Origin of the sequence: Bradyrhizobium sp. Ce-3, assembly GCF_022835695.1 — a bacterium.
In the GTDB taxonomy this organism is placed as follows: domain Bacteria; phylum Pseudomonadota; class Alphaproteobacteria; order Rhizobiales; family Xanthobacteraceae; genus Bradyrhizobium.
On the sequence record NZ_BQUV01000002.1, the window covers coordinates 463,590 to 488,849 of the forward strand.

The following is a 25,260-nucleotide window of genomic DNA, read 5'->3' on the forward strand; positions in this document are numbered from 1 at the left end:
ATTCTCAACCGTTTGAAACCGCGACCAGATGCTTCAGCCGCGCAGCGGCAGCACCGCTGTCGAGCGACTGCGCTCCGATCGCCACGCCCTCTTTGAGGTCCTTGGCCCGGCCGGCCACGATCAGCGCCGCGGCGGCGTTGATCAGCGCGACGTCGCGATAGGCGCTCGGCTTGCCCTGCAGCACGTTCGACAGCGCGACCGCATTGGCATCGGCATCGCCACCCTTCAGCGCCTCGCCGCCGACGCGGCCGAGGCCGGCGTCCTCCGGTGTCACCTCCGATGTCGTGATCTCGCCATTCTCGAGCCGGGCAACGAAGGTCGGGCCGGTAAGGGTGATCTCGTCAAGGCCGTCGGAGCCGTGCACGACCCAGACCTTGTCCGAGCCGAGGTTCTTCAGCACCTGCGCCAGCGGCTGCACCCATTGCCGCGAGAACACCCCGACCATCTGCCGCTTGACGCCGGCCGGGTTCGACAGCGGCCCGAGCAGGTTGAAGATGGTGCGGGTGGCGAGCTCGACCCGGGTCGGGCCGACATTCTTCATCGCCGGATGATGCGCGGGCGCGAACATGAAGCCGATGCCGGCTTCCTTGACGCAGCGCCCGACCTGTTCGGGCGTCAGGTCGATCTTGACCCCGAGCGAAGCCAGCACGTCGGCCGAGCCCGAACGCGACGACAGCGCGCGGTTGCCATGCTTGGCCACGGGCACGCCGGCGCCTGCCACGATGAAGGCCGCGCAGGTCGAGACGTTGACCGAGCCGGAGCCGTCGCCGCCGGTGCCGACGATGTCGACGGCCTCCGCCGGCGCCCTGACCGGCAGCATCTTGCCGCGCATCGTGCTGACCGCGCCGGTGATCTCCTCGACGGTCTCGCCGCGCACCCGCAGCGCCATCAACAGGCCGCCCATCTGCGAGGGCGTGGCGTCGCCCGACATCATGCTGTCGAAGGCGGACGCCGCTTCCTCGCGCGTCAGCGTGGCGCCGGTGGCGACTTTTCCGATGATCGATTTCAGATCGTCCATTCGCTGGCTCAGGGTCAGTTGTTGGAGCTTGATCGCCGCACAGCGCGTCGTCGCGCTGTCCCGATCATGCTCAATTATTCGCGCCTGTCACCTGTGCGAAGGCTGCCTGGTTGATGGTCACGCCGATGTCGGACTCGATCTTGCTGACATATTGCGCGACCTGCTCGTCGCTCAGCGAGCGCCGCAGCGCCTCGGTGAGCTGCTTGACCTCGTTGGAGGCGAAGTCGACCGGAGGCACTGTCACGTCGGTGACGCGGAACACCACCCACTGGCTGCCGCCGGCAGCGGAGGTCTGACCGTCGCCGTCCTTGGCGGTGCGGAACGCGGCCGCGATCACGCCGGCCGGCACGTTGGGCAGCGTGGCCTCGCGGCGGAAGTTCGCCGCGGTCTCGACCTTGACGCCCGCGGCCGCCGCCTCGTCGGCGAGCTTGGCGCCGCTGTCGAGCTTCTGGACGATCTCGGTTGCCTTGGCGCGCAGCTTGGCCGCGACCTGGTCCTCGCGCCATTTGGCCTCGACCTGGTCGCGGACCTCGTCAAGGGTGCGCTCGCGCGACGGCGTGATGCCTGTTACGTCGTACCAGACATAGCCGTTGTTGAACTGGATCGGGTCGTTGTCGACGCCGACGTCGCTGTTGAAGGCCTGCGACACCACGTCGAGCCCGCGCGGGATGTTTGACGCGACCTGGCCGTTCGGCAGCCGCCCGGAGCGATCGATCGCGTCGATCGTGACGGCGGTCAGTTTCAGCTTCTGCGCCGCGTCGATCACGCTGGAGCCGCCGCCGCGCTCGTCTTCCATCTTGTCGCGCAGCTCGGCGACCTTGGTGCGGGCGCGCTCGGAGGCGATCTCTTTCTTCACCTGCGGTGCAAGGCTCTCGTAGCTCGGTGTCACGCCCGGCTCGATCTTGCCGACCTTGACCAGCGCGACGCCGAAGCGGCCCTGGACCGGCTGGCTGACTTCGCCTGCGGGGAGCGCAAAGGCGGCGTCGCCGACGGCCGGATCGAGGATCGCGGATTTTGCAACCATGCCGAGATTGACGTCGGCCAGATTGAGGTTGCGCTCCTTGGCGATGTCGTCGAACGAGGTACCCGACGTGATGCGGGCGCGGGCGGCCTGGGCCTCGCCGGCATCCGGAAACACGATCTGCGAGACTTCGCGCTTCTCCGGCGTGCTGAGCCGGTCCTTGCGCTCCTCGAATATCTTCTTGGCTTCTTCGTCCGACACCGTTTCCCACTTGCCGATTTCCTCGGGCGTGATCGCGACGAAGGAGATCTTGCGGTATTCGGGCGCGCGGAACTGGACCTTGTGGTCCTCGAAATAGGCGGCGAGCGCCTCGGGCGAGGGCGGATCGATGGTGCCGGCCTGCGCGGCGCCGAGCGTGACGTAGTCGATCGAGCGCTGCTCGTTCTGGAAACGGGTCAGCGCCTCGACCATCGATTTGGGCGGCTCGATCCCGGACGACACGGTGCCGGCGATCTGGCGCCTGAGGCCGACGCGGCGTTGCTCGGCGATATAGCGGCCTTCGGTATAGCCATAGTTGCGGATCACGGCCTGGAAGCGCTGCGGATCGAACTGGTTGTTGAGGCCCTTGAAATTCGGATCGTTGTAGATCGAGCGCAGCACCTCGGCGTCGGACTGGTTGAGGCCCATACGGCGCGCTTCCTCGTCGAGCGCGGCTTCCGCGAGCGTCTGCTGCAGCACCTGGCGGTCAATCCCGAAGGCGCGTGCCTGGTCAGGCGTCAGCGGCCGGCCGAACTGGCGGCCGAGCTGCTGCAGGCGGTCGGTATAGATCTGGCGGAACTGCTCGGCCGAAATCTCGGTTCCGCCGACCTTGGCGAAGGTCGACTGGCCGAATCCCTTGAAGATGTCGGCAATGCCCCAAATTCCGAAACTGACGATCAAAACGCCCATCACAACGGCCATAATCGTCTTGCCGAGCCAGTTTGATGAGGCTTTCCGCATTCCTCGAAGCATGGGTCCAACTTGTTTTGCAGGTGGGGAACCGGGTCGTGCCCAAGTGGGAGCTAAAAGTCGAGACTTTTGTCCGCAGCAGGGCGTCACCGAGTTGAAAACCCATCATAAAGTGACCGAAGCCCCCCCGCAACCTTGGCCGCGCGGGCGGAAGCGTCGCACGGTGCGCGCGAAGCCGTGCTCTGGAAGTCGCCGCCCGGCTCTGGTAGCGCATGACGACGCTTGAACGATGGGACATCCGACATGACCGACGCCATCCGGCCGCTGATCGCCGGCAACTGGAAAATGAACGGCCTGAAATCCTCCTTTGCCGAATTCGACGCGATGCTGGCCGGCGCCGGCGATGTCGCCGCCAAGGCCGATCTCCTGGTTTGTCCGCCCGCGACATTGGTCGGGGCGTTCGCCGACAAGGCGCGCGGCTCGAAGGTCGCCGTCGGCGCTCAGGATTGCCATCCGAAGGCCTCGGGCGCCCACACCGGCGATCTCTCGGCGGAGATGTTCAAGGACCTGGGCGCGGTCGCCATCATCGTCGGTCACTCCGAACGGCGCGCCGACCATGGCGAGACCGACGCATTGATTCGGCAAAAGGCAGAGGCGGTCTGGCGCGCCGGGCTGACCGCGATCGTCTGCATCGGCGAGACGCGCGAGCAGCGCGACGCCGGCAAGACGCTCGACGTCTGCGGCACCCAGCTTGCGGGCTCGCTGCCCGACGGCTCGACCGCGGCCAATCTGGTGGTGGCCTATGAGCCGGTCTGGGCGATCGGCACCGGCCTGACCCCGACCGCGGGGGATGTCGAGGAAGTTCATCGGTTTATCCGGGGTCAGCTCACCGATCGCTTCAAGGGCGAGGGAAACCGGATCAGGATTCTCTACGGTGGCTCGGTGAAGCCGTCGAACGCGGCCGAACTGATGGCGGTCGCCAACGTCAACGGCGCACTGGTCGGCGGCGCCAGCCTGAAGGCGGCGGATTTTCTCGCGATCGCGGCGGGCTGTTAGGCCGGTACGCGATCTCTCTCTCCGTCACCCCCGCGCAAAGGCTTTGCCTTTGTCGCTGGAGGAGCGCGCATCGCGCGCGTCTCGAAGGGGCGATGGCCCGGCCAGTGGCCGATTCATCCTTCGAGGCTCGCGGCGCTCGCACCTCAGGATGACGGGTTGCTGCTGCTTCAGGTGGCCGCCGCAGCCCCGATCCGCTTCCAGTAGATCATCGTCCCGGTGAGGCCGCCATGCGGCTTCAGCGCGTAGTCCGGGATGATGCCGCTGAACTGATATCCCTGCTTTTCATAAAGCGGCGCGGCACCGTCCTCTTCGGCGGTGTCGAGCACCAGCAGCGTGCGTCCATGCGCGATCGCCAGCCGCTCGGCGGCCCGCAGCAAGGCGGCCGCGGCGCCGCGGCCGCGGTCGGCGAGGTGCGTCATCATCTTGGCGATCTCAGCACGATGCGGCTGGTTCGGCGGCAGCTTGAGCTGCAGCGTCACGGTGCTGATCAGGCGGTTGCGGTCGAACGCACCGAGCACGATGCGCTCGCCGCGCGCGGCGGCGGCAAGCGAGTCCTGCCAGAATGCGTCGGCATCCTCCGGCGACAGCGGATGCATGAAGCTCACCGAGCCGCCGCTGGTGACGGTCTCGATCAACAGCGCGGCGAGTGCGCTTCGAATCTCCGGCGCATCCTCGATGGGCTTGATGGCGAAGGGCAGCATGGATCAGCTCCGGGCCAGCGCGACGACGTAGGTGCAGGCGGCGTTGGTTTCGTTGGCGAAGGTCGTTTCCGCCGGCGGGCCGAAGCCGAGGCAATCGCCGCTTGCGAGCTCATGGCGTGCACCGCCTTCGGTGATTGTGAGGCTGCCGCTCAGGACCCAGACCAGCTGGCGGATATGGGCGTAGGAGGAGGCGGGCAGGGTCACCGATTGCTTCGGCGGCAGCTCGACCCGCACCAGCTCGACCGGGTGCACCGGGCTGCTGAACACCTGGCGGCGCAGATATCCGGTTTCGGGATCGCGCCAGATTGGCTGCTTGCCGGCACGCGCGAGCCGCTCGTTCGAACCCTCGACGCGCAGCATCAGCCCGGCAAAGGTCAGATCGAAGGCGCTGGCAAGGCGCACCAGCACCGCCGCGGTGGGGCTGACCTCGGCGCGTTCGATCTTGCTGATGGTGGCCTTCGAGACGTCGGCCTGCTTGGCGAGGTCTGCGAGTGACCAGCCGCGCTGGTCGCGTTCCAGCCGAATCCGTTGCGCCAGGCGCCGGGTCAGGTCGTCTACTAAAATATCCATCTGTCCAATATAATGGAATTTTCCGGTTCCGATCAAGGCTTGGGCGCGGGCAATCGGGACTGCTTGTGATGTCGGCCGATGCGACTATCTCGGGGGTGACAATGCCCGGTGCAATCGTGTAACAGGGCGCGACTTCACGAAACCCGCAAAGCCGATAGCGCCGTTTGTCTGGCCGCTTGGCGGCTTGTGACGGAAGGCTTGCGATGCAGACTGTCGTTATCATTGTTCATCTCATGATCGTCGCCGTCATGATCGGCTGCGTGCTGCTGCAGAAATCCGAAGGCGGCGGCCTCGGCATGGGCGGCGGCGCCGGCTTCATGTCGAGCCGCGGCACCGCCAACCTGCTGACGCGGACCACCGCGATCCTCGCGGTCGGCTTCTTCCTGACCAGCCTGTTCCTGTCCTGGTACGCGGGCTACGACCGCAAGCCGAGCTCGATCATCGGCACCGGCGCACCGGCGCAGACCCAGCCCGCCGGCGGCACGCCGCTGACCGCGCCGACCTCGGGCGGCATCCTCGATTCGCTGAAGAAGGCCGACGAACAGCAGGGCCAGCAGGCTCCATCCGGCCCGCAGGCGCCACGGTCGCAATAAAGCAGGGTGGCCATGCAGGATGCCCGGCTGGCATCCTGCATCCAAAGCCCCCATTAATGCTCTGAAATCGCTCTCAATTTAACGTAACCCACAGCCCGGTGAATTGTTTGCCGGGAACAGCCGATTCGTTTTGCGAATCGCAGGAAGCGGCTTAAAGGTAAAGTCCCATGGCGCGGTACATCTTCATCACCGGCGGCGTGGTCTCCTCGCTCGGAAAAGGTCTGGCATCAGCGGCGCTCGGCGCTTTGCTGCAGGCCCGGGGCTACAAAGTCCGCCTTCGCAAGCTCGATCCCTATCTCAACCTCGATCCCGGAACGATGTCGCCGTATCAGCACGGCGAAGTGTTCGTGACCGACGACGGCGCCGAGACCGATCTCGATCTCGGCCATTACGAGCGCTTCACCGGTCGTCCGGCCACCAAGGCCGACAACATCACGACCGGGCGCATCTACCAGGACATCATCACCAAGGAGCGCCGCGGCGATTATCTCGGCGCCACCATCCAGGTGGTCCCGCACGTCACCAACGCGATCAAGGAATTCGTGCTGTCGGGCAACGACGACTACGATTTCGTGCTGGTCGAGATCGGCGGCACGGTCGGCGACATCGAGGGCCTGCCGTTCTTCGAGGCGATCCGCCAGCTCAAGAACGAGCTGCCGCGCGATCACGCCGTCTACATTCACCTGACGCTTCTGCCGTACATTCCAAGTGCCGGCGAACTCAAGACCAAGCCGACGCAGCATTCGGTGAAGGAGCTGCGCTCGATCGGCATCCAGCCCGACATCCTGCTGTGCCGCACCGACCGCGAGATCCCCAAGGAAGAGCGGCGCAAGCTCGGCCTGTTCTGCAACGTGCGCGAGAGCGCCGTGATCGAGGCGCGTGACGTCGACAACATCTATGCCGTGCCGGAGGCCTATCACGCCGCCGGCCTCGACGACGAGGTGCTGGCCGCGTTCGGCATCACCGCGAAGATTCCGCCGGCGCTGCAGAGCTGGAACGTGATCAACGAGCGCGTCCGCAATCCGGAAGGCGCCGTGACGATCGCGATCGTCGGCAAGTACACCGGCATGAAGGACGCCTACAAGTCGCTGATCGAGGCGCTCTCCCATGGCGGCATCGCCAACAAGGTGAAGGTCAATCTCGACTGGATCGAGAGCGAGGTGTTCGAGAACGAGGACCCGGCGCCGTTCCTCGAGCACGTCAACGGCATCCTGGTGCCCGGCGGCTTCGGCCAGCGCGGCGCCGAGGGCAAGATCCGCGCGGCGCAGTTCGCCCGCGAGCGCGACGTGCCGTATTTCGGCATCTGCTTCGGCATGCAGATGGCCGTGATCGAGGCGGCGCGCAATCTGGTCGGCATCGAGGAGGCCAACTCGACCGAGTTCGGCCCGACCAAGGAGCCGTTGGTCGGCCTGATGACCGAATGGCTGCGCGGCAATGAACTCGAGAAGCGCTCGCAGAGCGGCGATCTCGGCGGCACCATGCGGCTCGGGGCCTATCCCGCCGCGCTGAACCGCGGCAGCCGCGTCTCGCAGGTCTATGGCGGCGCGACCGAGATCTCCGAGCGGCATCGCCACCGCTACGAGGTCAATACCGCCTACAAGGACCGCCTCGAGCAACACGGCCTGCGCTTCTCCGGCATGTCGCCCGATGGCGTGCTGCCGGAGATCGTCGAATACGAGGACCATCCCTGGTTCATCGGCGTCCAGTTCCATCCCGAACTGAAGTCGCGGCCGTTTGAGCCACACCCCCTGTTTGCGTCGTTCATCGAGGCGGCAGCGAAGCAGAGCCGGCTGGTTTAGGCTGCGATCAGCTGCGCCGTCACACGGCGGCGCAGTCTTCGCTGGCCCGGCGTCCTTTCTTGATCGGTAAGACATCTGCACCCGCCGTCGGCGCGACGTCGCGCGTCATCAACCTGTATTGCGGGCGCCGCGTCAGCCGGTAGACCGCGGCCGGCGGCACGTTGAGGATGGCGCGATCGACCAGCGTGGCGCGCAGGCCGAGCCGATCGAGGATCGGCCGCGGCACCGGGCAGCGCATGCCGTAGGTGAATTGATAGAACGCACCGCCCGGACGCAGATAGCTGAACGCGCCACTGAGGATCGAGATCACCTTGCGCGGCGACATGTTGAGCAGCGGCAGTCCGCTGACCACGGCGCCGACCGGCGCGCCGTCATAGAGCCGTTCCGCGGCCAGCCGCGCGGCGTCCATCCACAGCACGCGCGCGCCGGGAAAGCGCAGCTGCAGCAGCCGCATGAAATCCGAGCCGTATTCGATCAGCGTGAGATCCTGCTGGCGCACGCCGCGCTTCAACAGCTGATAGGTGAAGGCGCCGGTGCCCGGGCCGAGCTCCAGCACCGGGCCGGTGTCGGCGGTGATGTCGCGCGTGATCAATTCGGCGAGCGCAGCACCCGACGGCGCGATGGCGCCGACGCGGCCGGGGGCGGCCATCCACGCCGTGAAGAAAGACAGGAGATCGTGTGACATTGGGCTTCCCAACAAGGTGTCGTCGCGCTTCGACTCGATTGCGAAGCGTCACGCCTTGTTTGCGGGAGCTGCATTGCGAGAACATTGCGCAAGATTGCGCGCATCACGACACGAACGGCGCCGGCGGCAAGGTGAGACGGAAGCACGCGCCGCCCTTCGGTCCGTCGAGCACGGAGACGTGACCGCCATGCAGCCTCGCGATCTCGCGCACCATGTTGAGTCCGAGGCCGGCGCCGCGGTCGAGCGGCGCGAGCCGGTAGAACGGATCGAAGATCCGCGTGCGCTCATCCTTCGGAATGCCGTCGCCTTCGTCTGATACGTCGATGGTTGCGGCGCTGCCGACATGGATGGTGATGGTGCCGCGGCGGCCGCCATGCTGGATGGCGTTCTGCACCAGATTGGTCAGCGCGCGCTCCAGCGCTGCGCGATCGCCTGATGTCTCGACCCGATCGATTGCGGTCTCGAGCGAGAGCTCATAGCCGGCCGCGATCGCGAGCGGCGCGAGGTCGGCGGCGACATTGCGCGCGACCGCGACGAGATCGACGCGTCCGAATGGATTGCGGCACTGGTCGAAGCGCTGGATGTCGAGCAGCTGCTCGGCGAGCGTCGCAAGGCGCGCGGAGTCTTCCAGCAGGCGGGTCTTCTCGGGTCCCGGCGGCAGCGACTCCAGCCGCGTGTTGAGGATCGCGATCGGCGTGCGCAGTTCATGCGCTGCGTCGGCGACGAAGCGCTGATGGCGCGAATAGCCGTCGTCGAGCCGCTTCAGCGCGTCGTTGACGGCAGTGACCAGCGGCGCGACCTCGAGCGGCAAATGATCCGCCGACAGCCGGCTGCCGCGCTGGCGGAAGTCGATCCGGCGGGCTTCGTCGGCCGCGGTGTCGAGGCCGGCGAAGGCGCGCCTGACCACCATCGGCGTCGCCACGAAGGTCGCCGCCGCCATCAGCATCAGGCCGGGCAGGGCGACGGCGAGAAAGGCCAGCGAGGTGGCAAGCACCGTCTTGGCGCGCGACATCGGCCCCTGCGTCGCCGTCATCACCTGAACCGGTCCGGCATCGGTGTTGACGCGCTTCATGCGGGCCGGCGGCTTGCGCGGATCGTCCTCGAACATCTGCCAGCCGAGCCGTGCCTGGCTGATCTGGTCGAGCGCGTTGCCGATCCGGGCAAACTCGATCGGCACTGCACCTTCCGACAGCGAATGGCCCTGCCGGTCGCGCACCACGAACCAGAGGTCGGGGGTGTTCTCGCGCAGCTCCTTCAGATCCGCCGTCGGGCGCAGCGTCAGGCCGCCTTGCGCGTCGCGCGCGAGCGCGCCCTGCACGATGCCGATGACGTGGTCCTCGTCGCGCGGCACCAGCAGGATGCCGGAGGCGCACAGGCCGGCGATCAGCAGGATGACGAGCATGGCGAGCAGCGCCGCCTGCAACGTCACCAGCCACCAGCTCAATTTGGAGCGCAGGCAATAGTGGTCGGCGGTTTCGCTCATGACACTTGCTTCAGCAAGTAGCCGACGCCGCGGATGCTGTGGATCTCGACGCCGGCCTCCGCGTCGGCGAGCTTGCGCCTGAGACGCGAGACGTGGGCGTCGAGCGCGTTGGACTGGATCTCGTCCTCGAAATTGTAGACGGCCTCCTCGAGCGTCGCGCGCAGCACGGTGCGGCCGAGGCGGCGCAGCAGCGTCTCCAGCACCAGCAACTCGCGCCGCGGCAGGTCGAGCGGATGGCCGTCGACGCTGGCCTCGCGATGGCTGCAATCGAACGCCACGCGGCCGGCCCTGATGATTTCGAGCTGCAGGCCGGCCGGGCGGCGCAGCACGGCGCGCAGCCGCGCCAGCAGCTCCTCGACCGCGAACGGCTTGGCCAGATAGTCGTCGGCGCCGCTGTCGAGGCCGGTGATGCGGTCGGCAAGATCGCCGCGTGCGGTCAGCACGATGATCGGAACGCCGTCCGCCTTGGCGCGCAGCTTCGGGATCAGCGTCAGGCCGTCGCCGTCGGGCAGCTGGCGGTCGAGCAGCACCGCGCCGTGCACGTCGGCCGAGATCGCTTCCTCGGCCTCGGCAAGGTTCGGGACATGGTCAACCACCATGTCGTAGCCCTTCAGCGCCTGCGACAGCGCCGCCGCCATCTCGGCCTCGTCCTCAACCAGCAGTATCCGCATGTCCTTTGGGTCCAGATCCCGAGCCAGCCGGTTTTAAGGCAAGTAACATTGCAACAACATTGCGGAAATGCCCGGTTGCGGCGAGCAGAGGTGCCATGTTGTCACCCCCTCAAGACAGTCCGGAAGGCGCTGGCTATAACCGCCCGTACCTAAATCTGGGAGGACTGCCAATGATCTACGAGACCCGCGTCTATCGCTGCCTGCCGGGCCGGCTGCCGGCGCTGCTCAAGCGCTTCGAGACCGTCACGCTGAAGCTGTGGGACAAGCACGGCATCAGGCAGGCCGGCTTCTTCACGACGCTGGTCGGCGAATCCAACCAGGACCTGACCTATCTGCTGGCCTGGGAGTCGCTCGCCGAGCGCGAGAAGAAGTGGACCGCGTTCGTGACCGATCCGGAATGGAACAGCGCGCGGGCCAAGTCCGAGGAGGACGGCCAGATCGTTCTCACCATCGAAAACCAGCTTCTGGTGCCGACCGCGTTCTCGTCGGTGAAGTGACGCCCGCTTCGGCCACGTTCCCATCATTGCGAGCGAAGCGAAGCAATCCATCGGCGCCACATATGCGGGGCGATGGATTGCTTCGTCGCTTCAGCGCAAAATTGCTTCGCAATTTTGTCGCGAGCTCCTCGCAATGACGGGGGAGGTATCTTTTCTCGGCCACTCGGGGCGGGAAAATGTTGCAGCGACGCTATTGCGGGCAGCCCGAGGTCTGATCGCCCTGGGTCACCATCGGCTTGCCGTTGATGAAGACGCCGTGGCTGCCGGAGGTGGTCTTGCCGCCGCAATGGGTGCGATCGCCCATCACCACGGCCGGCTTGCCGTTGATCAGGACATTGGGCACGCCTTCGACGAGGGGGCCGCCATTGCTGGTGGTGTCGCCGCTGCGCGCCGCCGGCTTGCCGTTGACGGTGACGCCGGTCGCACCGCCGGTGACGACCCCGGGCTGACCGCTGGCCTGGCCATAGGCGCTCGATATCGTCGACAGCGCGGCCACGGCTCCGATGACTAGCGAGATGCGCATGCCGTTCCTCTCATCATCCCCCCTTGGGAATCTGCTCCCGACCAGTCTAGAGCCATTTCCGTTCCGATTGAATCGGAACGGGGGCTCTAGATTTGTCGTTTTGACGCGTTTTCTTCACGCGACCCGGTACCCAGTTCGCTCGAAAACGCTCTAGAAGGGGCGGCTGGGGCAGGATTGTGATAGCACGGCGCACCCACGGCGTCAGTGCAACCCCCTCATCGTGCGGGATGGCTTGATCCCTCCCGCGCGGGATTGCATGGTCGCCGGCGAATAAGGATGCAGCATTTTGACCAATCAGGTTTCCGCGCCAGCCGCCGCGCCGATCGTTGCCGTCGGATCGGCCAAATTCGGCAATGCCTTGCCCATCTCGATCATCGCAGGCCCGTGCCAGCTCGAGAGCCGGGCGCATGCGCTTGAAGTGGCGTCGGCGCTGAAGGAGATCGCGGCCCGGCTGAAAATCGGTCTGGTGTACAAGACCTCGTTCGACAAGGCGAACCGCACCAGCGCGTCGGCAGCGCGCGGCATCGGGCTGAAGCAGGCACTGCCGATCTTCGCCGAGATCCGGTCTTCGCTTGGGCTGCCGGTGTTGACCGACGTCCATGAGCCCGACCAGTGCGCCGAGGCGGCGCAGGCGGTCGACGTGCTGCAGATCCCGGCCTTCCTGTGCCGGCAGACCGATCTCCTGCTGGCGGCGGCGGCGACCGGCAAGGTCGTCAACGTCAAGAAGGGCCAGTTCCTGGCGCCGTGGGACATGACCAATGTGGTCGGCAAGATCACCGGCGCCGGCAACGCCAACGTGCTGGTCACCGAGCGCGGCGCCTCGTTCGGCTACAACACGCTGGTGTCGGACATGCGCGCGCTGCCGATCCTGTCGCGCACGACAGGCGCGCCCGTGATCTTCGACGCCACCCATTCGGTGCAGCAGCCGGGCGGCAAGGGGACCTCGTCGGGCGGCGAGCGCGAATTCGTGCCGGTGCTGGCGCGCGCTGCGGTCGCGGTCGGTGTCGCCGGCGTGTTCATCGAAACCCATCCCAATCCGGATCACGCACCGTCGGACGGCCCGAACATGGTGCCGCTTCGTGATTTCGAAGCCCTCGTCGCGCGGCTGATGCAGTTCGACGCGCTCGCCAAGACGGCAGGCTGACAGGGCGGACGACGACATGACCGCAACCAGCGGCATGCCGCCGGCCCTCAACGTGATCACGCTGGCGACGTTCGCGGCGAGCCTGTCGGTGCGGGCGCTCGATCCGGTGCTGCCGCATGTCGCGGATGATTTCGGCGTCAGCATCGCGACTGCGGCGAGCTTTGCCGCGGTGTTCGCCTTCACCTTTGCCGCGGTCCAGCCGGCGATCGGCGCCGCCGCCGATCTGTTCGGCAAGGCGCGGCTGATGACGATCTGCCTCGGCCTGCTCGGCATCGCCAACATCCTCGGCGCGCTCTCGACCTCGTTTCCGATGCTGTTCGTGACTCGCATCCTCGCCGGCATCGGCTCGGGCGGCGTGTTTCCGGTGGCGCTGTCCTTGACCAGCGATCTCGTCGGCCCGGACAAGCGGCAGCTTGCGATCGGACGGACGCTGGCGGGCTCGATGACCGGCAATCTGCTCGGCGCCACGGCCTCCGGCCTGATCGGCGATTTCCTCGGCTGGCGCGGCGTGCTCGCGGTGCTCGGCGGCCTCGTGATCATCGTCGCAGTTGCGGTTGCAGCCGGCTTCCGCGGCGCCGAGCTGAACCGTCCGCCGCGCACCAGCCTGAAGGCGCTGCGCCACGGTTACCGCACCATCTTCACCAACCCGAACGCGCGCATTTGCTATTCGGCTGTGTTCGTCGAAGGCTGCTGCGTGCTCGGGCTGTTTCCCTTCATCGCCTCGTTCCTGTTCGAGCTCGGCGAGACCTCGCTGTCGATCGCGGGCATCGTGATCGCGGGCTTTGCGATCGGCGGATTGCTCTACACGCTGACGGTCGGCCGCCTGCTGCCGTTGATCGGCGTCAGGGGCATGATGATCATTGGCGCGACCCTCGTCGGCATGCAGCTCGCCGGCGCGGCTTTCGGGCTGCACTGGAAGCTGCAGATGGCGAGCCTTCTCGTGATGGGCCTTGGCTTCTACATGATCCACGGCTGCCTGCAGGTGTTCGCCAGCGAGCTGTCGGTCGAGGCCCGCGCCACCGCGCTATCGCTGCATTCGTTCTTCTTCTTCATGGGCCAGACCGTCGGCCCGATCGCCTATGGCTTCGGCCTGCAGCACGCCGGCAAGACCGTGACGCTGGTCTCGGCCGGCGCCGTGATGGTGGTGCTCGGCTTTATCTGCGCGAGATTCCTGAAGCAGACGCGACCGGCCGATGCCGCTGCGCGGCCGGACCTCAAGCCTTAGCGATTTTAGGTCATCTCGGTCCGCGGGCTCCCGCAACCTACTTCAAGGATAAAATGACCGGCCCCGCAACCGGATCGGTCACGCCGAGACCGGTGCCAAGATCTTCGAGCGTGTCGCGAAAAGAATTCAGAGTGGAAATCATAGCTGGCCGCGCCTCGATGCACGCGTCCATATTTTGCCACTCGGCGATAATGCAGTAGGAGCGGTCGCCGGTTTTAATGATGCTGGCGTGCAATAGACCTGGCCAAGTTGCTCCAATTGTCTTGTGAGCGTCCAAGAACTCTTGATCGCGCCCCGGCTTCACCTGAAAACGCACAGCATTGAAAGCGGTCACCGGTTTCTCCCAAGGCACTGAGACGCGCGCTTACATGGGCGCGCAGGTTGAAAGCGCATGCATTGACTTCGCTTCGTGGCGCTCGCGGACTGATCAGACTGCCTACTGGGCCTTTATCATCTTCGCTAATTCGTGGCGCAATTCCGGGCTATCGTGATGGCCATGCACCACGACAGCATGTTGTACTGCCGCTTCCAGAAGTTCCTTTTGAGTATCAGCTGAAATCGCGATCGTGCAGTTCATCTCACTTGGGTAATCTCGGCAATCCACAAACATTCTACCCATAACTGTCTCCGTCAATACGAGTAAACTATTCGCCTTGCTCAACTCACCTACCCACGATAATTCCCGCGACCGCTCACTGTGCCTGACTTCCTAAAATGATAGTTCATGGCCGACCACGCTTGCCGGCCGTCGACAACGAGCGTGTCAATCGTCTCGATCGTGGTCGCGTCGTTATCGAACATATCATACGTCGGAGGGCGTGCCATGTCGGTTCCCGGCTCAGGGCCGACATTCGATGACCGGCAGACGTTGCGAACGGAAAGGGGCCCGATCTAACCCCGTCCACGATACGTCGCGACGCCCTGATCCGGAACCCAGAGGCCCTTCGGCAACCGGCCGGTCTGGAAGAACACGTCGATCGGGATGCCGCCGCGCGGATACCAGTAGCCGCCGATGCGCAGCCATTTCGGCTTGATCTCGTCCGTGATCCGCTTGCCGATCATGACGGTGCAATCCTCATGGAAGGCGCCGTGGTTGCGGAAGCTCGCGGCAAACAATTTCAGCGACTTCGATTCCAGGAGCCAGCGGCCCGGGACATAGTCGATCACCAGATGGGCGAAATCGGGTTGGCCCGTCACCGGGCAGATCGAGGTGAACTCCGGCACCGTGAAGCGTACCAGATAATCGGTACCAGCCTGCGGATTGGGCACGCGGTCGAGCTGCGCCTTTTCCGGCGTGTCGGGCCATTCCACCGCGCGGCCGAGTTGCAGGCCGGGGGAGGTGGTCGATTTGCTGGATTTCTTTGCCATTCGGGTCTCCGTGGCGCTCTCTTAGCCAATGCCGGGGGGGCCGTCACGCGGCCTTTTCCCCCCGGATGCATTGCGCTAGAAGCACGGCCATCCGACCCAGCACTGCCAAGAGAGGTTCTCATGACTGACATCGTCGACATCATCGGCCGCGAAATCCTGGATAGCCGCGGCAACCCCACGGTCGAGGTCGATGTGGTGCTGGAGGATGGGTCAATCGGTCGCGCGGCGGTGCCGTCGGGAGCGTCCACCGGTGCCCATGAGGCGGTGGAACTGCGCGACGGCGACAAGTCGCGCTATCTCGGCAAGGGCGTGCTGAAGGCGGTTGCCGCCATCAACGGCGAGATCTTCGAGGCGCTCAGCGACCAGGCCGTCGAGGAGCAGGTCGCGATCGACCAGATCATGATCGATCTCGACGGCACGCCGAACAAGAGCCGGCTCGGGGCCAACGCCATCCTCGGCGTCTCGCTGGCCTGCGCCAAGGCCGCCGCCGAATCCTTCGACATGCCGCTGTACCGTTACGTCGGCGGCACCTCGGCGCGGACGCTGCCGGTGCCGATGATGAACATCATCAATGGCGGCGTGCATGCCGACAACCCGATCGACTTCCAGGAATTCATGATCCTGCCGGTCGGCGCCACCTCGTTCGCCGAAGCACTGCGTTGCGGCTCGGAAATCTTCCACACGCTGCGCGGCGAACTGAAGAAGGCCGGCCACAACACCAATGTCGGCGACGAAGGCGGCTTCGCGCCGAACCTGCCGTCGGCCGACGCGGCGCTCGAGTTCGTCATGAACGCGATCGGCAAGGCGGGGTACAAGGCGGGCGACGACGTCGTGCTCGGCCTCGACTGCGCCTCCACCGAGTTCTTCAAGGAGGGCGCCTACGTCTATGGCGGCGAGAACAAGACCCGTTCGCGCTCCGAGCAGGTGAAGTATCTCGCCGACCTCGTCAGCCGCTATCCGATCGTCACCATCGAGGACGGCATGTCGGAAGACGACATGGACGGCTGGAAGGAGCTGACGGATGCGATCGGCAACAAGTGCCAGCTGGTCGGCGACGATCTCTTCGTGACCAACGTCACGCGGCTTGCCGACGGCATCAAGAACGGCCGCGGCAATTCGATCCTGGTCAAGGTCAACCAGATCGGTACGCTGACCGAGACGCTCGCGGCGATCGAGATGGCCTACAAGGCCGGCTACACCGCCGTGATGTCGCACCGCTCCGGCGAGACCGAGGACTCCACGATTGCTGACCTCGCGGTCGCCACCAATTGCGGGCAGATCAAGACCGGCTCGCTGGCGCGCTCCGACCGTACCGCCAAGTACAACCAGCTGCTGCGCATCGAGCAGCAGCTCGGCACGCAGGCGAAATACGCGGGCAGGGCGGCCTTGAAGGCACTGGGCTAGCGCCCCAACTGATCGGGACTGAACAAAACACGCAAAAAGGGGAGGTCGGGATGAGTGACGGCAAGAGCGGTCTGCAACTGCGTTCGCTGCTCAAGAACAATGGCGAACTGGAACTGTCGCTGGTCAATGTCCCGACCCCCGAGCCCGGCCCCGACGAGGTCGTGGTCCGGGTCGAGGCGACCCCGATCAATCCGTCCGATCTCGGTCTCCTGATCGGCCCGGCCGACATGGCGGCCGCCAAGGTTGCCGGCAGCAAGGAATTGCCCGTCGTCACCGCGCGCGTGCCGGAAGCGGCGCTGCCGGGTCTTGCCGCCCGGCTCGACGAGTCGATGCCGGTCGGCAATGAAGGTGCCGGCGTCGTGATCAAGACCGGCTCGTCGGACGCCGCGAAGGCGCTGATGGGCCGCACCGTCGCGATGATCGGCGGCGCGATGTATGCGCAATACCGCACGCTGCGTGTCAACGAATGCCTGCCGCTGCCGGACGGCATCACGCCGGCGGAAGGCGCCTCCTGCTTCGTCAATCCGCTGACCGCGCTCGGCATGACCGAGACGATGCGGCGCGAGGGGCACAAGGCGCTGGTGCACACGGCCGCAGCGTCGAACCTCGGCCAGATGCTCAACAAGATCTGCCTCAAGGACGGCATCGGCCTCGTCAACATCGTGCGCAACCGCGAGCAGGCCCAGATCCTGCACAAGATCGGCGCCAGGCATGTGGTCGATTCCAGCGCGCCCGATTTCATGGACAAGCTGACCGCCGCGCTGGTCGAGACCGGCGCGACCATCGCCTTCGATGCGATCGGCGGCGGCAAGCTCGCCGGCCAGATCCTGGTGGCGATGGAGACCGCGATCAACAAGACCGCCAAGGCCTACAGCCGCTACGGCTCGAATGTGCACAAGCAGGTCTATGTCTACGGCAGTCTCGACGCCCGCTCGATCGAGCTGCCGCGCGGCTTCGGCATGGCCTGGGGCGTCGGCGGCTGGCTGCTGTTCCCGTTCCTGATGAAGATCGGCCCCGAAGCCGGCAACAAGCTGCGCCAGCGCGTGGTGGCCGAATTGAAGACGACCTTCGCCAGCCACTACACCAAGGTGGTGTCGCTGCAGGAAACCTTGCAGCTCGACAACATCGCCGTCTACGGCAAGCGCGCGACCGGCGAGAAATTCCTGATCAACCCGAACAAGGGATGAGGATCGAAGCCGAAGGGCCGGCCCGCGAGGCGCGGCCTTTTTGCTTTGCATAGACCAATTCCGGGAAACGCTGGGTTTCCGGAATTGGGTGATCCATGCACTTGCATCTTTCTTGGCGTGCCGGTAGGTGAGGTCGACGCGGATCACGCGAACCCGAGGGGAATTTTGCTATGGCCTATAACATCGTCACCATCGTCGGCAGCATCCGCAAGGAGAGCTTCTCGCTCAAGATCGCCAATGCGCTGGCCAAGCTCGCGCCCGCTTCGCTGCAGCTCGACGTCACGACGCTTCAGGGCATTTCCTTCTTCAACCAGGACCTCGAGGCGGCGCCGCCGGCGGACTGGCTCGCCTTCCGCGAGAAGCTGCAGAAGTCGAACGGCGTGCTGTTCGTGACCCCCGAATACAACCGCTCGATCCCGGGCGTGCTGAAGAACGCGATCGACGTCGCCTCGCGGCCTTACGGCAAGAGCTCGTTCGTCGGCAAGCCGGTCGGCCTGATCGGCAACTCGCCCGGACCGCTCGGCGGCGTCAGCGCGGTGAAGCACCTGCAGAACATCCTGCCGGGCATCGCCGGTCCGATCCTCGGCCAGCCGGAAACCTACCTCAACGGCGTCGGCGATGCCTTCGACGACAAGGGCGAGCTGACCAAGGAGTCCCTCAAGGGCGTGCTGCAGCAGTACCTCGACGCCTTTGCGGCGTTCATCGAAAAGCAGAACCGCTGATCTTGTCTTGACCCGTTTCCTTCACGCGAACCGGCAGCCACTTCGCTCGAAAACGCACTGATTTTAGCGTTCCATTAACCCCATGGCCGCATCTTCGCGGCCATGGTTTCCCGCACCCGCCTCAAATCGATTCTGTCCGGGCTCGCCCTCTACACGCTGGCGGCGCTGATGGTCGGCTATTTCGGCGTCAACGCCTATACCGGCAAATACGGCCTGAACGCGCGGCAGGAGCTCGACCAGGAAATCATCGCGCTGACCTCGGAGCTGGCGCGGTTGAAGAAGGAGCGGACCGAGGGCGAGCAGCGGGTGTCGCTGCTGCGGTCGGACCGGGTCGATCCCGACATGCTGGACGAGCGTGCGCGCTTCCAGCTCGATTACGCCAACCCGCGTGATCTGGTTCGGATCAACAAGTCGAACTGACGTTCGCAAATTTCAAAAACGTTCGCGCACTATCACAAAAGTGTCGCGCTGCGCTGCAGTGCGGCATAGCAAAATTCCATCGGGCGAACGCAATCCTTCCAAGGCGATTTGAGTTGGGTTAGAGAGGGTTCTTCGACTTCTCTCACCCGGAATTGCCATGGCCACACCCAAGAAAACCGTCGCAAAAGAATCAGGGCAGGAGAAGGCTGGCTCTCCCCCCGAATTCTCCAGGGAGCAGGAGCTCAAGGCCCTGCGCGACATGCTCCTGATCCGGCGCTTCGAGGAGAAGGCCGGTCAGCTCTACGGCATGGGTGCGATCGGCGGTTTCTGCCATCTCTATATCGGCCAGGAAGCCGTCGTGGTCGGGATGCAGATGGCGCTGAAGCCAGGCGACGAGGTCATAACCGGCTACCGGGACCACGGCCACATGCTGGCCTGCGACATGGAAGCCAAGGGCGTGATGGCGGAGTTGACCGGACGCCGCGGCGGCTATTCCAAGGGCAAGGGCGGCTCCATGCACATGTTCAGCAAGGAGAAGCATTTCTACGGTGGTCACGGAATCGTGGGCGCGCAGGTGTCGCTCGGCACCGGCCTTGCGTTCGCCAACCGCTATCGCGGCAACGATAACGTCAGCGTGACCTATTTCGGCGACGGCGCGGCCAACCAGGGCCAGGTCTACGAAAGCTTCAACATGGCGGAGCTGTGGAAGCTGCCGGTGATCTACGTGATCGAGAACAATCGCTACGCGATGGGCACCGCGGTGTCGCGTGCCTCGGCGCAGCAGGACTTCTCCAAGCGCGGCGTGTCGTTCAACATTCCCGGCAGGCAGGTCGACGGCATGGACGTGCGCGCCGTGAAGGCTGCCGCCGACGAGGCCACGGCGTGGTGCCGCGGCGGCAATGGTCCGATCATCCTGGAGATGCAGACCTACCGTTACCGCGGCCACTCGATGTCGGATCCCGCCAAGTACCGCACCCGCGAGGAGGTCGAGAAGGTCCGTCACGACCAGGACCCGATCGAGCAGGTGCGCAACCGCTTGCTGGCATCGGGCTTGAGCGAGCAGGACTTGAAGGCGATCGACGCCGAGGTGCGCGAGATCGTCAACGAGGCCGCCGATTTCGCACAGCACGATCCGGAGCCGGATCCGTCCGAGCTCTACACCGACATCTACCGCTGACCCCACCCGCGCAGACGAATTTCAAGACCGATTTCGGGAGCCGATATGCCCATTCAAGTGCTGATGCCTGCGCTGTCGCCCACCATGGAGAAGGGCAACCTCGCCAAATGGCTGAAAAAGGAAGGCGAGACCATCAAGTCCGGTGACGTCATCGCCGAGATCGAGACCGACAAGGCGACGATGGAGGTCGAGGCCACCGACGAGGGTACGCTCGGCAAGATCCTGATTCCGGAAGGCACCGCCGACGTCGCGGTCAACACGCCGATCGCCACCATCCTGGCCGACGGCGAAAGCGCCGCCGACCTCGCCAAGGCGCCGGCCGCACCGGCGCCGCAGCCGAAGGCCGCTGAGGCCGCGCCGGCCGAAGCCAAGGGGGATGCAAAGGCAGAAGCGCCGCAGCCCGCTGCAAAGGCGCCGGCCGCTCCCGTCAGCGAGACGCTGCCCGATCCGGAAATCCCCGCCGGCACCGAGATGGTCACCCAGACCATTCGCGAGGCGCTGCGCGATGCGATGGCCGAGGAGATGCGCCGCGACGGCGACGTCTTCATCATGGGCGAGGAGGTCGCCGAGTATCAGGGCGCCTACAAGGTGACGCAGGGCCTGTTGCAGGAATTCGGCGCCCGCCGTGTGATCGACACGCCGATCACCGAGCACGGCTTTGCCGGCGTCGGCGTCGGTGCTGCGATGGCCGGGCTGAAGCCGATCGTCGAGTTCATGACCTGGAATTTCGCGATGCAGGCGATCGACCAGATCATCAACTCCGCCGCCAAGACGCTCTATATGTCCGGCGGCCAGATGGGCTGCTCGATCGTGTTCCGCGGCCCGAACGGCGCCGCCGCGCGCGTCGCCGCCCAGCACAGCCAGGACTACGCCGCCTGGTACTCGCAGGTGCCGGGCCTCAAGGTGGTCGCGCCGTACTCGGCCTCCGACTACAAGGGCCTGCTCAAGGCCGCGATCCGCGATCCCAATCCGGTGGTCTTCCTCGAGAACGAGATGCTGTACGGCCACACCGGCGAGATTCCGAAGCTGCCGGATTTCGTGGTGCCGATCGGCAAGGCGCGGATCGCGCGCGCCGGCAATCACGTCACCATCGTCTCTTGGGCGATGGGCATGTCCTATGCGCTGAAGGCGGCTGATGAGCTCGCCAAGGAGGGCATCGAGGCCGAGGTGATCGATCTGCGCACCATCCGTCCGATGGACACCGAGACCATCGTCAATTCGGTGAAGAAGACCGGCCGTGCGGTGACGGTGGAGGAGGGCTGGCAGCAGAGCGGCGTCGGCTCCGAGGTTGCGGCGCGCATCATGGAGCACGCCTTCGACTATCTGGATGCGCCGGTCGCGCGCGTCTCCGGCAAGGACGTGCCGATGCCCTATGCCGCGAACCTGGAAAAGCTTGCTCTGCCCTCCGTCGCCGAGGTGGTCGCGGCCGCCAAGGCCGTGTCCTACCGGTAACGCCGATGGCCGGTCCCAAGGAGCAGCCGCTGCCGCCCGACGTGATGGGCCGCGACGACGCCGTCGAGGTGCTGCGCGCCTTCGTCGTCGACGGCGGCCTGTCGATCGCGTTCCAGCGCGCCTTCGAGGAGCCGGACATGTGGGGGCTGATGCTCGTCGACATCGCCCGCCACGCTGCGCGCGCCTATTCGCGCGAGAGCGAATACACTGAAGACGAGGCGCTCGCGCGCATCGTCGAGATGTTCGAAGCCGAAATCGCCCGGCCGACCGACATGGGCCAAACCAAACCGCGGTCGCAACAAGGTCACTGACAATGCCGATCAATATTCTTATGCCCGCGCTGTCGCCGACGATGGAAAAGGGCAATCTCGCCAAGTGGCTCAAGAAAGAGGGCGACACGGTCAAGTCCGGCGACGTGATCGCGGAGATCGAGACCGACAAGGCGACGATGGAGGTCGAAGCCGTCGATGAAGGCACGATCGCCAAGATCCTGGTGCCCGAGGGCACCCAGGACGTGCCGGTCAACGACGTCATCGCCGTGATGGCCGGCGACGGCGAGGATGTGAAGGCGGCGGCCAGCGCCGGAGCTGGCGCTGCACCGGCGCCCAAACCCGCCGAGGCACCGAAGCCCGCTGCCCAGGCCGCGCCTGCGGCAGCACCCGCTGCGGCAGCCGCGCCTGCGCCGAAGCCGGCCGCTGCGCCCGCAGCCGCTCCGCAGGCCGCCGCACCGGCCGCGCAAGCCAACGGCCACGCCCGCGTGTTCTCCTCGCCGCTGGCGCGCCGCCTGGCAAAGGAGGCCGGCATCGATCTCGGCCGGATCTCCGGCACCGGCCCGCACGGCCGCGTCATTGCCCGCGACGTCGACGACGCCAAGTCCGGCAAGGGCCTGAAAGCGCCGGCAGCCGCGCCCGCCACTGCGGGGCCGAGCATCGCGCCGTCGATGTCGGACAAGCAGATCCTGGCGCTGTTCGAGCCGGGCTCCTACGAGATCGTGCCGCATGACGGCATGCGCCGGACCATCGCGCAGCGTCTCACCGCCTCGGTGCAGAACGTCCCGCACTTCTATCTCACGATCGACTGCGACATCGGCAAGCTGCTCGCCGCGCGCGAGGAGATCAATGCGGCTGCGCCGAAGGACAAGGAGAAGAAGCCGCTCTACAAGATCTCGGTCAACGACTTCGTCATCAAGGCGATGGCGGTCGCGCTGCAGAAGATCCCGAACTGCAACGTCAGCTGGACCGAGGGCGGCATGCTCAAGCACAAGCATTCCGACGTCGGCGTTGCGGTCGCGATGCCAGGCGGCCTGATCACGCCGATCATCCGCAAGGCCGAGACCAAGACGCTGTCGACCATCTCCAACGAGATGAAGGATTTTGCCGCCCGCGCCCGCGCCCGCAAGCTGAAGCCGGAGGAATATCAGGGCGGCACCACCGCGGTCTCCAACCTCGGCATGTACGGCATCAACCACTTCACCGCCGTGATCAATCCACCGCATGCCTCGATCCTCGCGGTCGGCACCTCGGAGGAGCGTCCGGTGGTGCGCGGCGGCAAGATCGAGATCGCGAGCATCATGAGCGTGACCTTGTCGTGCGACCACCGCGCCATCGACGGCGCGCTCGGTGCCGAGCTGATCGGCGCCTTCAAGCAGCTGATCGAGAATCCCGTCATGATGATGGTGTGACGGGCATCCGCCATGTACGCGATCTACGGTCCGTACGTCCTGCTCGCCGCCGTTGCCGTCGCGTTGCTCCTCGCCGTCAACCGCGACCTGATCTCGACGATCCAGTTCAGGATCATGATGATCGCCGCCGCCGTGCTGGCGCTGGCGTGGACAGTGTTCCTTGGGGCGGTATGGCAGGAGTACGGATAGATGGCCGGCACGGCTCGCACCCGCTGGCCCTGGATCTCGCTGCTGCTGTCGGCCGCACTGCTGCTCAATCCGGTCGGATTGGATTTTCTGCACTCCGCGTTCTTCGCCGGCGAACAGCTGGCGCGGAACATCGCCCAGCCGATCGTGCTGACGGCCCTGGCCATCATGGCCGTGGTGATCGGGCTCGAATGGCTGGTCAGGACATTGATCGCAAGAAGCCGCGCGCGCGGCGTCACACGCTGAGTTGAACGGGAGCCGCCATGGCCGACACATCCTTTGACGTCATCATCATCGGCTCCGGCCCCGGCGGCTACGTGACCGCGATCCGTGCCGCGCAACTCGGCTTCAAGACCGCGATCGTCGAGAAATCCTATCTCGGCGGCATCTGCCTGAACTGGGGCTGCATCCCGACCAAGGCGCTGCTGCGTTCCGCCGAGATCTACCACTACATGCAGCACGCCAAGGATTACGGGCTGTCGGCCGACAATGTCTCGTTCGATCCGAAAGCCGTGGTGCAGCGCTCGCGCGGCGTCTCGAAGCGCCTCAACGACGGCGTCGGCTTCCTGATGAAGAAGAACAAGATCACGGTGATCTGGGGCGACGCCACGATCGACGCGCCCGGCAAGATCACGGTGAAGAAGTCTGATGTCGAGGCGCCGAAGGGCGCGAGCGGCGAGGGCACCTATCAGGCCAAGCACATCATCGTCGCGACCGGCGCGCGGCCGCGCGTGCTGCCCGGGCTCGAGCCCGACAAGAAGCTGATCTGGACCTATTTCGAGGCGATGGTGCCGGAGCGTATGCCGAAATCGCTGCTCGTGGTCGGCTCCGGCGCGATCGGCATCGAGTTCGCTTCGTTCTTCCATACCATGGGCGCCGACGTCACTGTGGTCGAGGTGTTGCCGCAGATCTTGCCGGTCGAGGATGCCGAGATCGCGGGGCTGGCGCGAAAGCGGTTCGAGAAGATGGGCATCAAGATCATGTCCTCGACCAAGGTGACGAAGCTGGAGAAGAAGGCCGACAGCGTGGTCGCGACCATCGACGACGGCAAGGGCCAGCCGCAGACCAAGGAATTCGAGCGCGTGATCTCCGCGGTCGGCGTGGTCGGCAACATCGAGAATCTCGGGCTGGAGAAGCTCGGCGTCAAAACCGACCGCGGCTGCATCGTGATCGACGGCCTCGGCAAGACCAATGTCCCCGGCATCTATGCGATCGGCGACGTCGCAGGCCCCCCGATGCTCGCGCACAAGGCCGAGCATGAGGGCGTGGTCTGCATCGAGGCGATCAAGGGTCTGCATCCGCACCCGATGGACAAGCTGCTGATCCCGGGCTGCACCTACTGCAACCCTCAGGTCGCGTCCGTCGGCCTCACCGAGGCCAAGGCCAAGGAAGGCGGCCGCGAGATCCGTGTCGGCCGCTTCCCGTTCGTCGGCAACGGCAAGGCGATCGCGCTCGGTGAGGACCAGGGCCTGGTCAAGGTGATCTTCGACAAGAAGACCGGCCAGCTGCTCGGTGCGCACATGATCGGGGCCGAGGTCACCGAGCTGATCCAGGGCTATGTGGTGGCGATGAATCTGGAGACCACGGAAGAGGAACTGATGCACACCGTGTTCCCGCATCCGACCCTGTCGGAGATGATGAAGGAAGCGGTGCTCGACGCCTACGGACGGGTGCTGAATATCTGACGTTCGGAGACGTCGCCGATAGAAGTTCCGTCATCCTGAGGTGCGAGCAGATGAGCCTCGAAGGATGCACGGCCGAGATCTAGCAGCCGGGCTCGTCGCCCTTC

The 25,260-nt window shown here is 65.5% G+C and carries 28 protein-coding genes; 17 read left to right on the forward strand and 11 right to left on the reverse strand.

Annotated elements, in window-relative coordinates:
• Positions 1-4 precede the first annotated feature (4 nt).
• The gene (trpD, locus tag BRSPCE3_RS08560) at positions 5-1,018 is read right to left on the reverse strand and encodes an anthranilate phosphoribosyltransferase (protein ID WP_244065356.1); all 1,014 of its coding nucleotides are present in this window, start codon (positions 1,016-1,018) and stop codon (positions 5-7) included.
• A 70-nt stretch (positions 1,019-1,088) separates the two neighbouring features.
• A complete protein-coding gene (locus BRSPCE3_RS08565) occupies positions 1,089-2,990 on the reverse strand; it encodes a peptidylprolyl isomerase (RefSeq protein WP_244065357.1) in 1,902 nt (633 codons plus the stop codon).
• Positions 2,991-3,230: 240 nt separating this feature from the next.
• Between BRSPCE3_RS08565 and tpiA the strand changes: the two genes are divergently transcribed.
• The gene (tpiA, locus tag BRSPCE3_RS08570) at positions 3,231-3,983 is read left to right on the forward strand and encodes a triose-phosphate isomerase (protein ID WP_244065358.1); all 753 of its coding nucleotides are present in this window, start codon (positions 3,231-3,233) and stop codon (positions 3,981-3,983) included.
• A 167-nt stretch (positions 3,984-4,150) separates the two neighbouring features.
• Here the strand turns inward: tpiA and BRSPCE3_RS08575 are convergent, their stop codons facing one another.
• Together BRSPCE3_RS08575 and BRSPCE3_RS08580 are read right to left on the reverse strand one after the other, a co-directional pair.
• Positions 4,151-4,684: a GNAT family N-acetyltransferase gene (locus BRSPCE3_RS08575; protein ID WP_244065359.1), complete on the reverse strand. Its 534-nt coding sequence runs from the start codon at positions 4,682-4,684 to the stop codon at positions 4,151-4,153.
• A gap of 3 nt (positions 4,685-4,687) precedes the next feature.
• Entirely contained in the window at positions 4,688-5,254 is a 567-nt protein-coding gene (locus tag BRSPCE3_RS08580; protein ID WP_244065828.1) for an XRE family transcriptional regulator, read from the reverse strand.
• Between the two features lie 203 nt (positions 5,255-5,457).
• Here BRSPCE3_RS08580 and secG point away from each other — a divergent pair, with 203 nt between their 5' ends.
• Both secG and BRSPCE3_RS08590 read left to right on the forward strand, forming a co-directional pair.
• A complete protein-coding gene (gene secG, locus BRSPCE3_RS08585) occupies positions 5,458-5,847 on the forward strand; it encodes a preprotein translocase subunit SecG (RefSeq protein ID WP_244065360.1) in 390 nt (129 codons plus the stop codon).
• A 167-nt stretch (positions 5,848-6,014) separates the two neighbouring features.
• Complete coding sequence (locus BRSPCE3_RS08590) at positions 6,015-7,646, forward strand: CTP synthase (protein WP_244065361.1); 1,632 nt, start codon at positions 6,015-6,017, stop codon at positions 7,644-7,646.
• Positions 7,647-7,665: 19 nt separating this feature from the next.
• Here the strand turns inward: BRSPCE3_RS08590 and BRSPCE3_RS08595 are convergent, their stop codons facing one another.
• The 3 genes from BRSPCE3_RS08595 to BRSPCE3_RS08605 form a co-directional block, all read right to left on the reverse strand.
• On the reverse strand, positions 7,666-8,331 hold the full coding sequence (locus tag BRSPCE3_RS08595; protein ID WP_244065362.1) for a class I SAM-dependent methyltransferase: 666 nt from the start codon (positions 8,329-8,331) through the stop codon (positions 7,666-7,668).
• 103 nt (positions 8,332-8,434) lie between these two features.
• On the reverse strand, positions 8,435-9,814 hold the full coding sequence (locus tag BRSPCE3_RS08600; protein WP_244065363.1) for a HAMP domain-containing sensor histidine kinase: 1,380 nt from the start codon (positions 9,812-9,814) through the stop codon (positions 8,435-8,437).
• The gene (locus BRSPCE3_RS08605; RefSeq protein WP_244065364.1) at positions 9,811-10,485 is read right to left on the reverse strand and encodes a response regulator transcription factor; all 675 of its coding nucleotides are present in this window, start codon (positions 10,483-10,485) and stop codon (positions 9,811-9,813) included. The genes BRSPCE3_RS08600 and BRSPCE3_RS08605 overlap by 4 nt, the downstream gene beginning before the upstream one ends.
• Positions 10,486-10,655: 170 nt before the next feature.
• Between BRSPCE3_RS08605 and BRSPCE3_RS08610 the strand changes: the two genes are divergently transcribed.
• A complete protein-coding gene (locus BRSPCE3_RS08610) occupies positions 10,656-10,982 on the forward strand; it encodes an NIPSNAP family protein (protein WP_244065365.1) in 327 nt (108 codons plus the stop codon).
• Positions 10,983-11,172: 190 nt separating this feature from the next.
• On the opposite strand, the gene BRSPCE3_RS08615 is transcribed toward BRSPCE3_RS08610, so the two are convergent.
• Complete coding sequence (locus tag BRSPCE3_RS08615) at positions 11,173-11,505, reverse strand: PAAR domain-containing protein (protein ID WP_244065366.1); 333 nt, start codon at positions 11,503-11,505, stop codon at positions 11,173-11,175.
• Between the two features lie 286 nt (positions 11,506-11,791).
• Between BRSPCE3_RS08615 and kdsA the strand changes: the two genes are divergently transcribed.
• Both kdsA and BRSPCE3_RS08625 read left to right on the forward strand, forming a co-directional pair.
• Positions 11,792-12,649 (forward strand): 3-deoxy-8-phosphooctulonate synthase, encoded by an 858-nt coding sequence (gene kdsA, locus BRSPCE3_RS08620; protein ID WP_244065367.1) that lies wholly within the window; start codon positions 11,792-11,794, stop codon positions 12,647-12,649.
• A 16-nt stretch (positions 12,650-12,665) separates the two neighbouring features.
• Positions 12,666-13,874, forward strand: a complete 1,209-nt coding sequence (locus BRSPCE3_RS08625; protein WP_244065368.1) for an MFS transporter — start codon at positions 12,666-12,668, stop codon at positions 13,872-13,874.
• A gap of 37 nt (positions 13,875-13,911) precedes the next feature.
• Here the strand turns inward: BRSPCE3_RS08625 and BRSPCE3_RS08630 are convergent, their stop codons facing one another.
• From BRSPCE3_RS08630 to queF, 3 genes are all read right to left on the reverse strand, one after another.
• Positions 13,912-14,208, reverse strand: a complete 297-nt coding sequence (locus tag BRSPCE3_RS08630) for an antibiotic biosynthesis monooxygenase (RefSeq protein ID WP_244065369.1) — start codon at positions 14,206-14,208, stop codon at positions 13,912-13,914.
• A 102-nt stretch (positions 14,209-14,310) separates the two neighbouring features.
• Positions 14,311-14,493: a DUF1059 domain-containing protein gene (locus BRSPCE3_RS08635; protein ID WP_244065371.1), complete on the reverse strand. Its 183-nt coding sequence runs from the start codon at positions 14,491-14,493 to the stop codon at positions 14,311-14,313.
• Positions 14,494-14,765: 272 nt separating this feature from the next.
• Positions 14,766-15,242 (reverse strand): preQ(1) synthase, encoded by a 477-nt coding sequence (gene queF / locus BRSPCE3_RS08640; RefSeq protein WP_244065372.1) that lies wholly within the window; start codon positions 15,240-15,242, stop codon positions 14,766-14,768.
• A gap of 120 nt (positions 15,243-15,362) precedes the next feature.
• On the opposite strand from queF, the gene eno reads away from it, so the two are divergent.
• The 11 genes from eno to lpdA all read left to right on the forward strand — a co-directional run bounded on the left by eno (position 15,363) and on the right by lpdA (position 25,156).
• Positions 15,363-16,646, forward strand: coding sequence for a phosphopyruvate hydratase (gene eno / locus BRSPCE3_RS08645; RefSeq protein ID WP_244065373.1), 1,284 nt, complete (start codon positions 15,363-15,365; stop codon positions 16,644-16,646).
• Between the two features lie 50 nt (positions 16,647-16,696).
• Complete coding sequence (locus BRSPCE3_RS08650; RefSeq protein WP_244065374.1) at positions 16,697-17,833, forward strand: zinc-binding dehydrogenase; 1,137 nt, start codon at positions 16,697-16,699, stop codon at positions 17,831-17,833.
• Between the two features lie 170 nt (positions 17,834-18,003).
• Entirely contained in the window at positions 18,004-18,555 is a 552-nt protein-coding gene (locus tag BRSPCE3_RS08655) for an NADPH-dependent FMN reductase (protein WP_244065375.1), read from the forward strand.
• 102 nt (positions 18,556-18,657) lie between these two features.
• Positions 18,658-18,975 (forward strand): septum formation initiator family protein, encoded by a 318-nt coding sequence (locus tag BRSPCE3_RS08660; RefSeq protein ID WP_244065376.1) that lies wholly within the window; start codon positions 18,658-18,660, stop codon positions 18,973-18,975.
• A gap of 157 nt (positions 18,976-19,132) precedes the next feature.
• On the forward strand, positions 19,133-20,152 hold the full coding sequence (pdhA, locus tag BRSPCE3_RS08665; RefSeq protein ID WP_244065378.1) for a pyruvate dehydrogenase (acetyl-transferring) E1 component subunit alpha: 1,020 nt from the start codon (positions 19,133-19,135) through the stop codon (positions 20,150-20,152).
• Between the two features lie 45 nt (positions 20,153-20,197).
• A complete protein-coding gene (locus BRSPCE3_RS08670; RefSeq protein WP_244065380.1) occupies positions 20,198-21,604 on the forward strand; it encodes a pyruvate dehydrogenase complex E1 component subunit beta in 1,407 nt (468 codons plus the stop codon).
• Between the two features lie 5 nt (positions 21,605-21,609).
• The gene (locus BRSPCE3_RS08675) at positions 21,610-21,915 is read left to right on the forward strand and encodes a DUF5076 domain-containing protein (protein ID WP_021079261.1); all 306 of its coding nucleotides are present in this window, start codon (positions 21,610-21,612) and stop codon (positions 21,913-21,915) included.
• 2 nt (positions 21,916-21,917) lie between these two features.
• A complete protein-coding gene (locus tag BRSPCE3_RS08680; RefSeq protein ID WP_244065381.1) occupies positions 21,918-23,285 on the forward strand; it encodes a pyruvate dehydrogenase complex dihydrolipoamide acetyltransferase in 1,368 nt (455 codons plus the stop codon).
• A 12-nt stretch (positions 23,286-23,297) separates the two neighbouring features.
• A complete protein-coding gene (locus BRSPCE3_RS08685; protein WP_244065382.1) occupies positions 23,298-23,474 on the forward strand; it encodes a hypothetical protein in 177 nt (58 codons plus the stop codon).
• Positions 23,475-23,717, forward strand: coding sequence for a hypothetical protein (locus BRSPCE3_RS08690; RefSeq protein ID WP_244065384.1), 243 nt, complete (start codon positions 23,475-23,477; stop codon positions 23,715-23,717). It abuts the gene before it with no gap.
• A 17-nt stretch (positions 23,718-23,734) separates the two neighbouring features.
• Positions 23,735-25,156 (forward strand): dihydrolipoyl dehydrogenase, encoded by a 1,422-nt coding sequence (gene lpdA / locus BRSPCE3_RS08695; RefSeq protein WP_244065386.1) that lies wholly within the window; start codon positions 23,735-23,737, stop codon positions 25,154-25,156.
• The last annotated feature ends 104 nt before the right edge of the window (positions 25,157-25,260 follow it).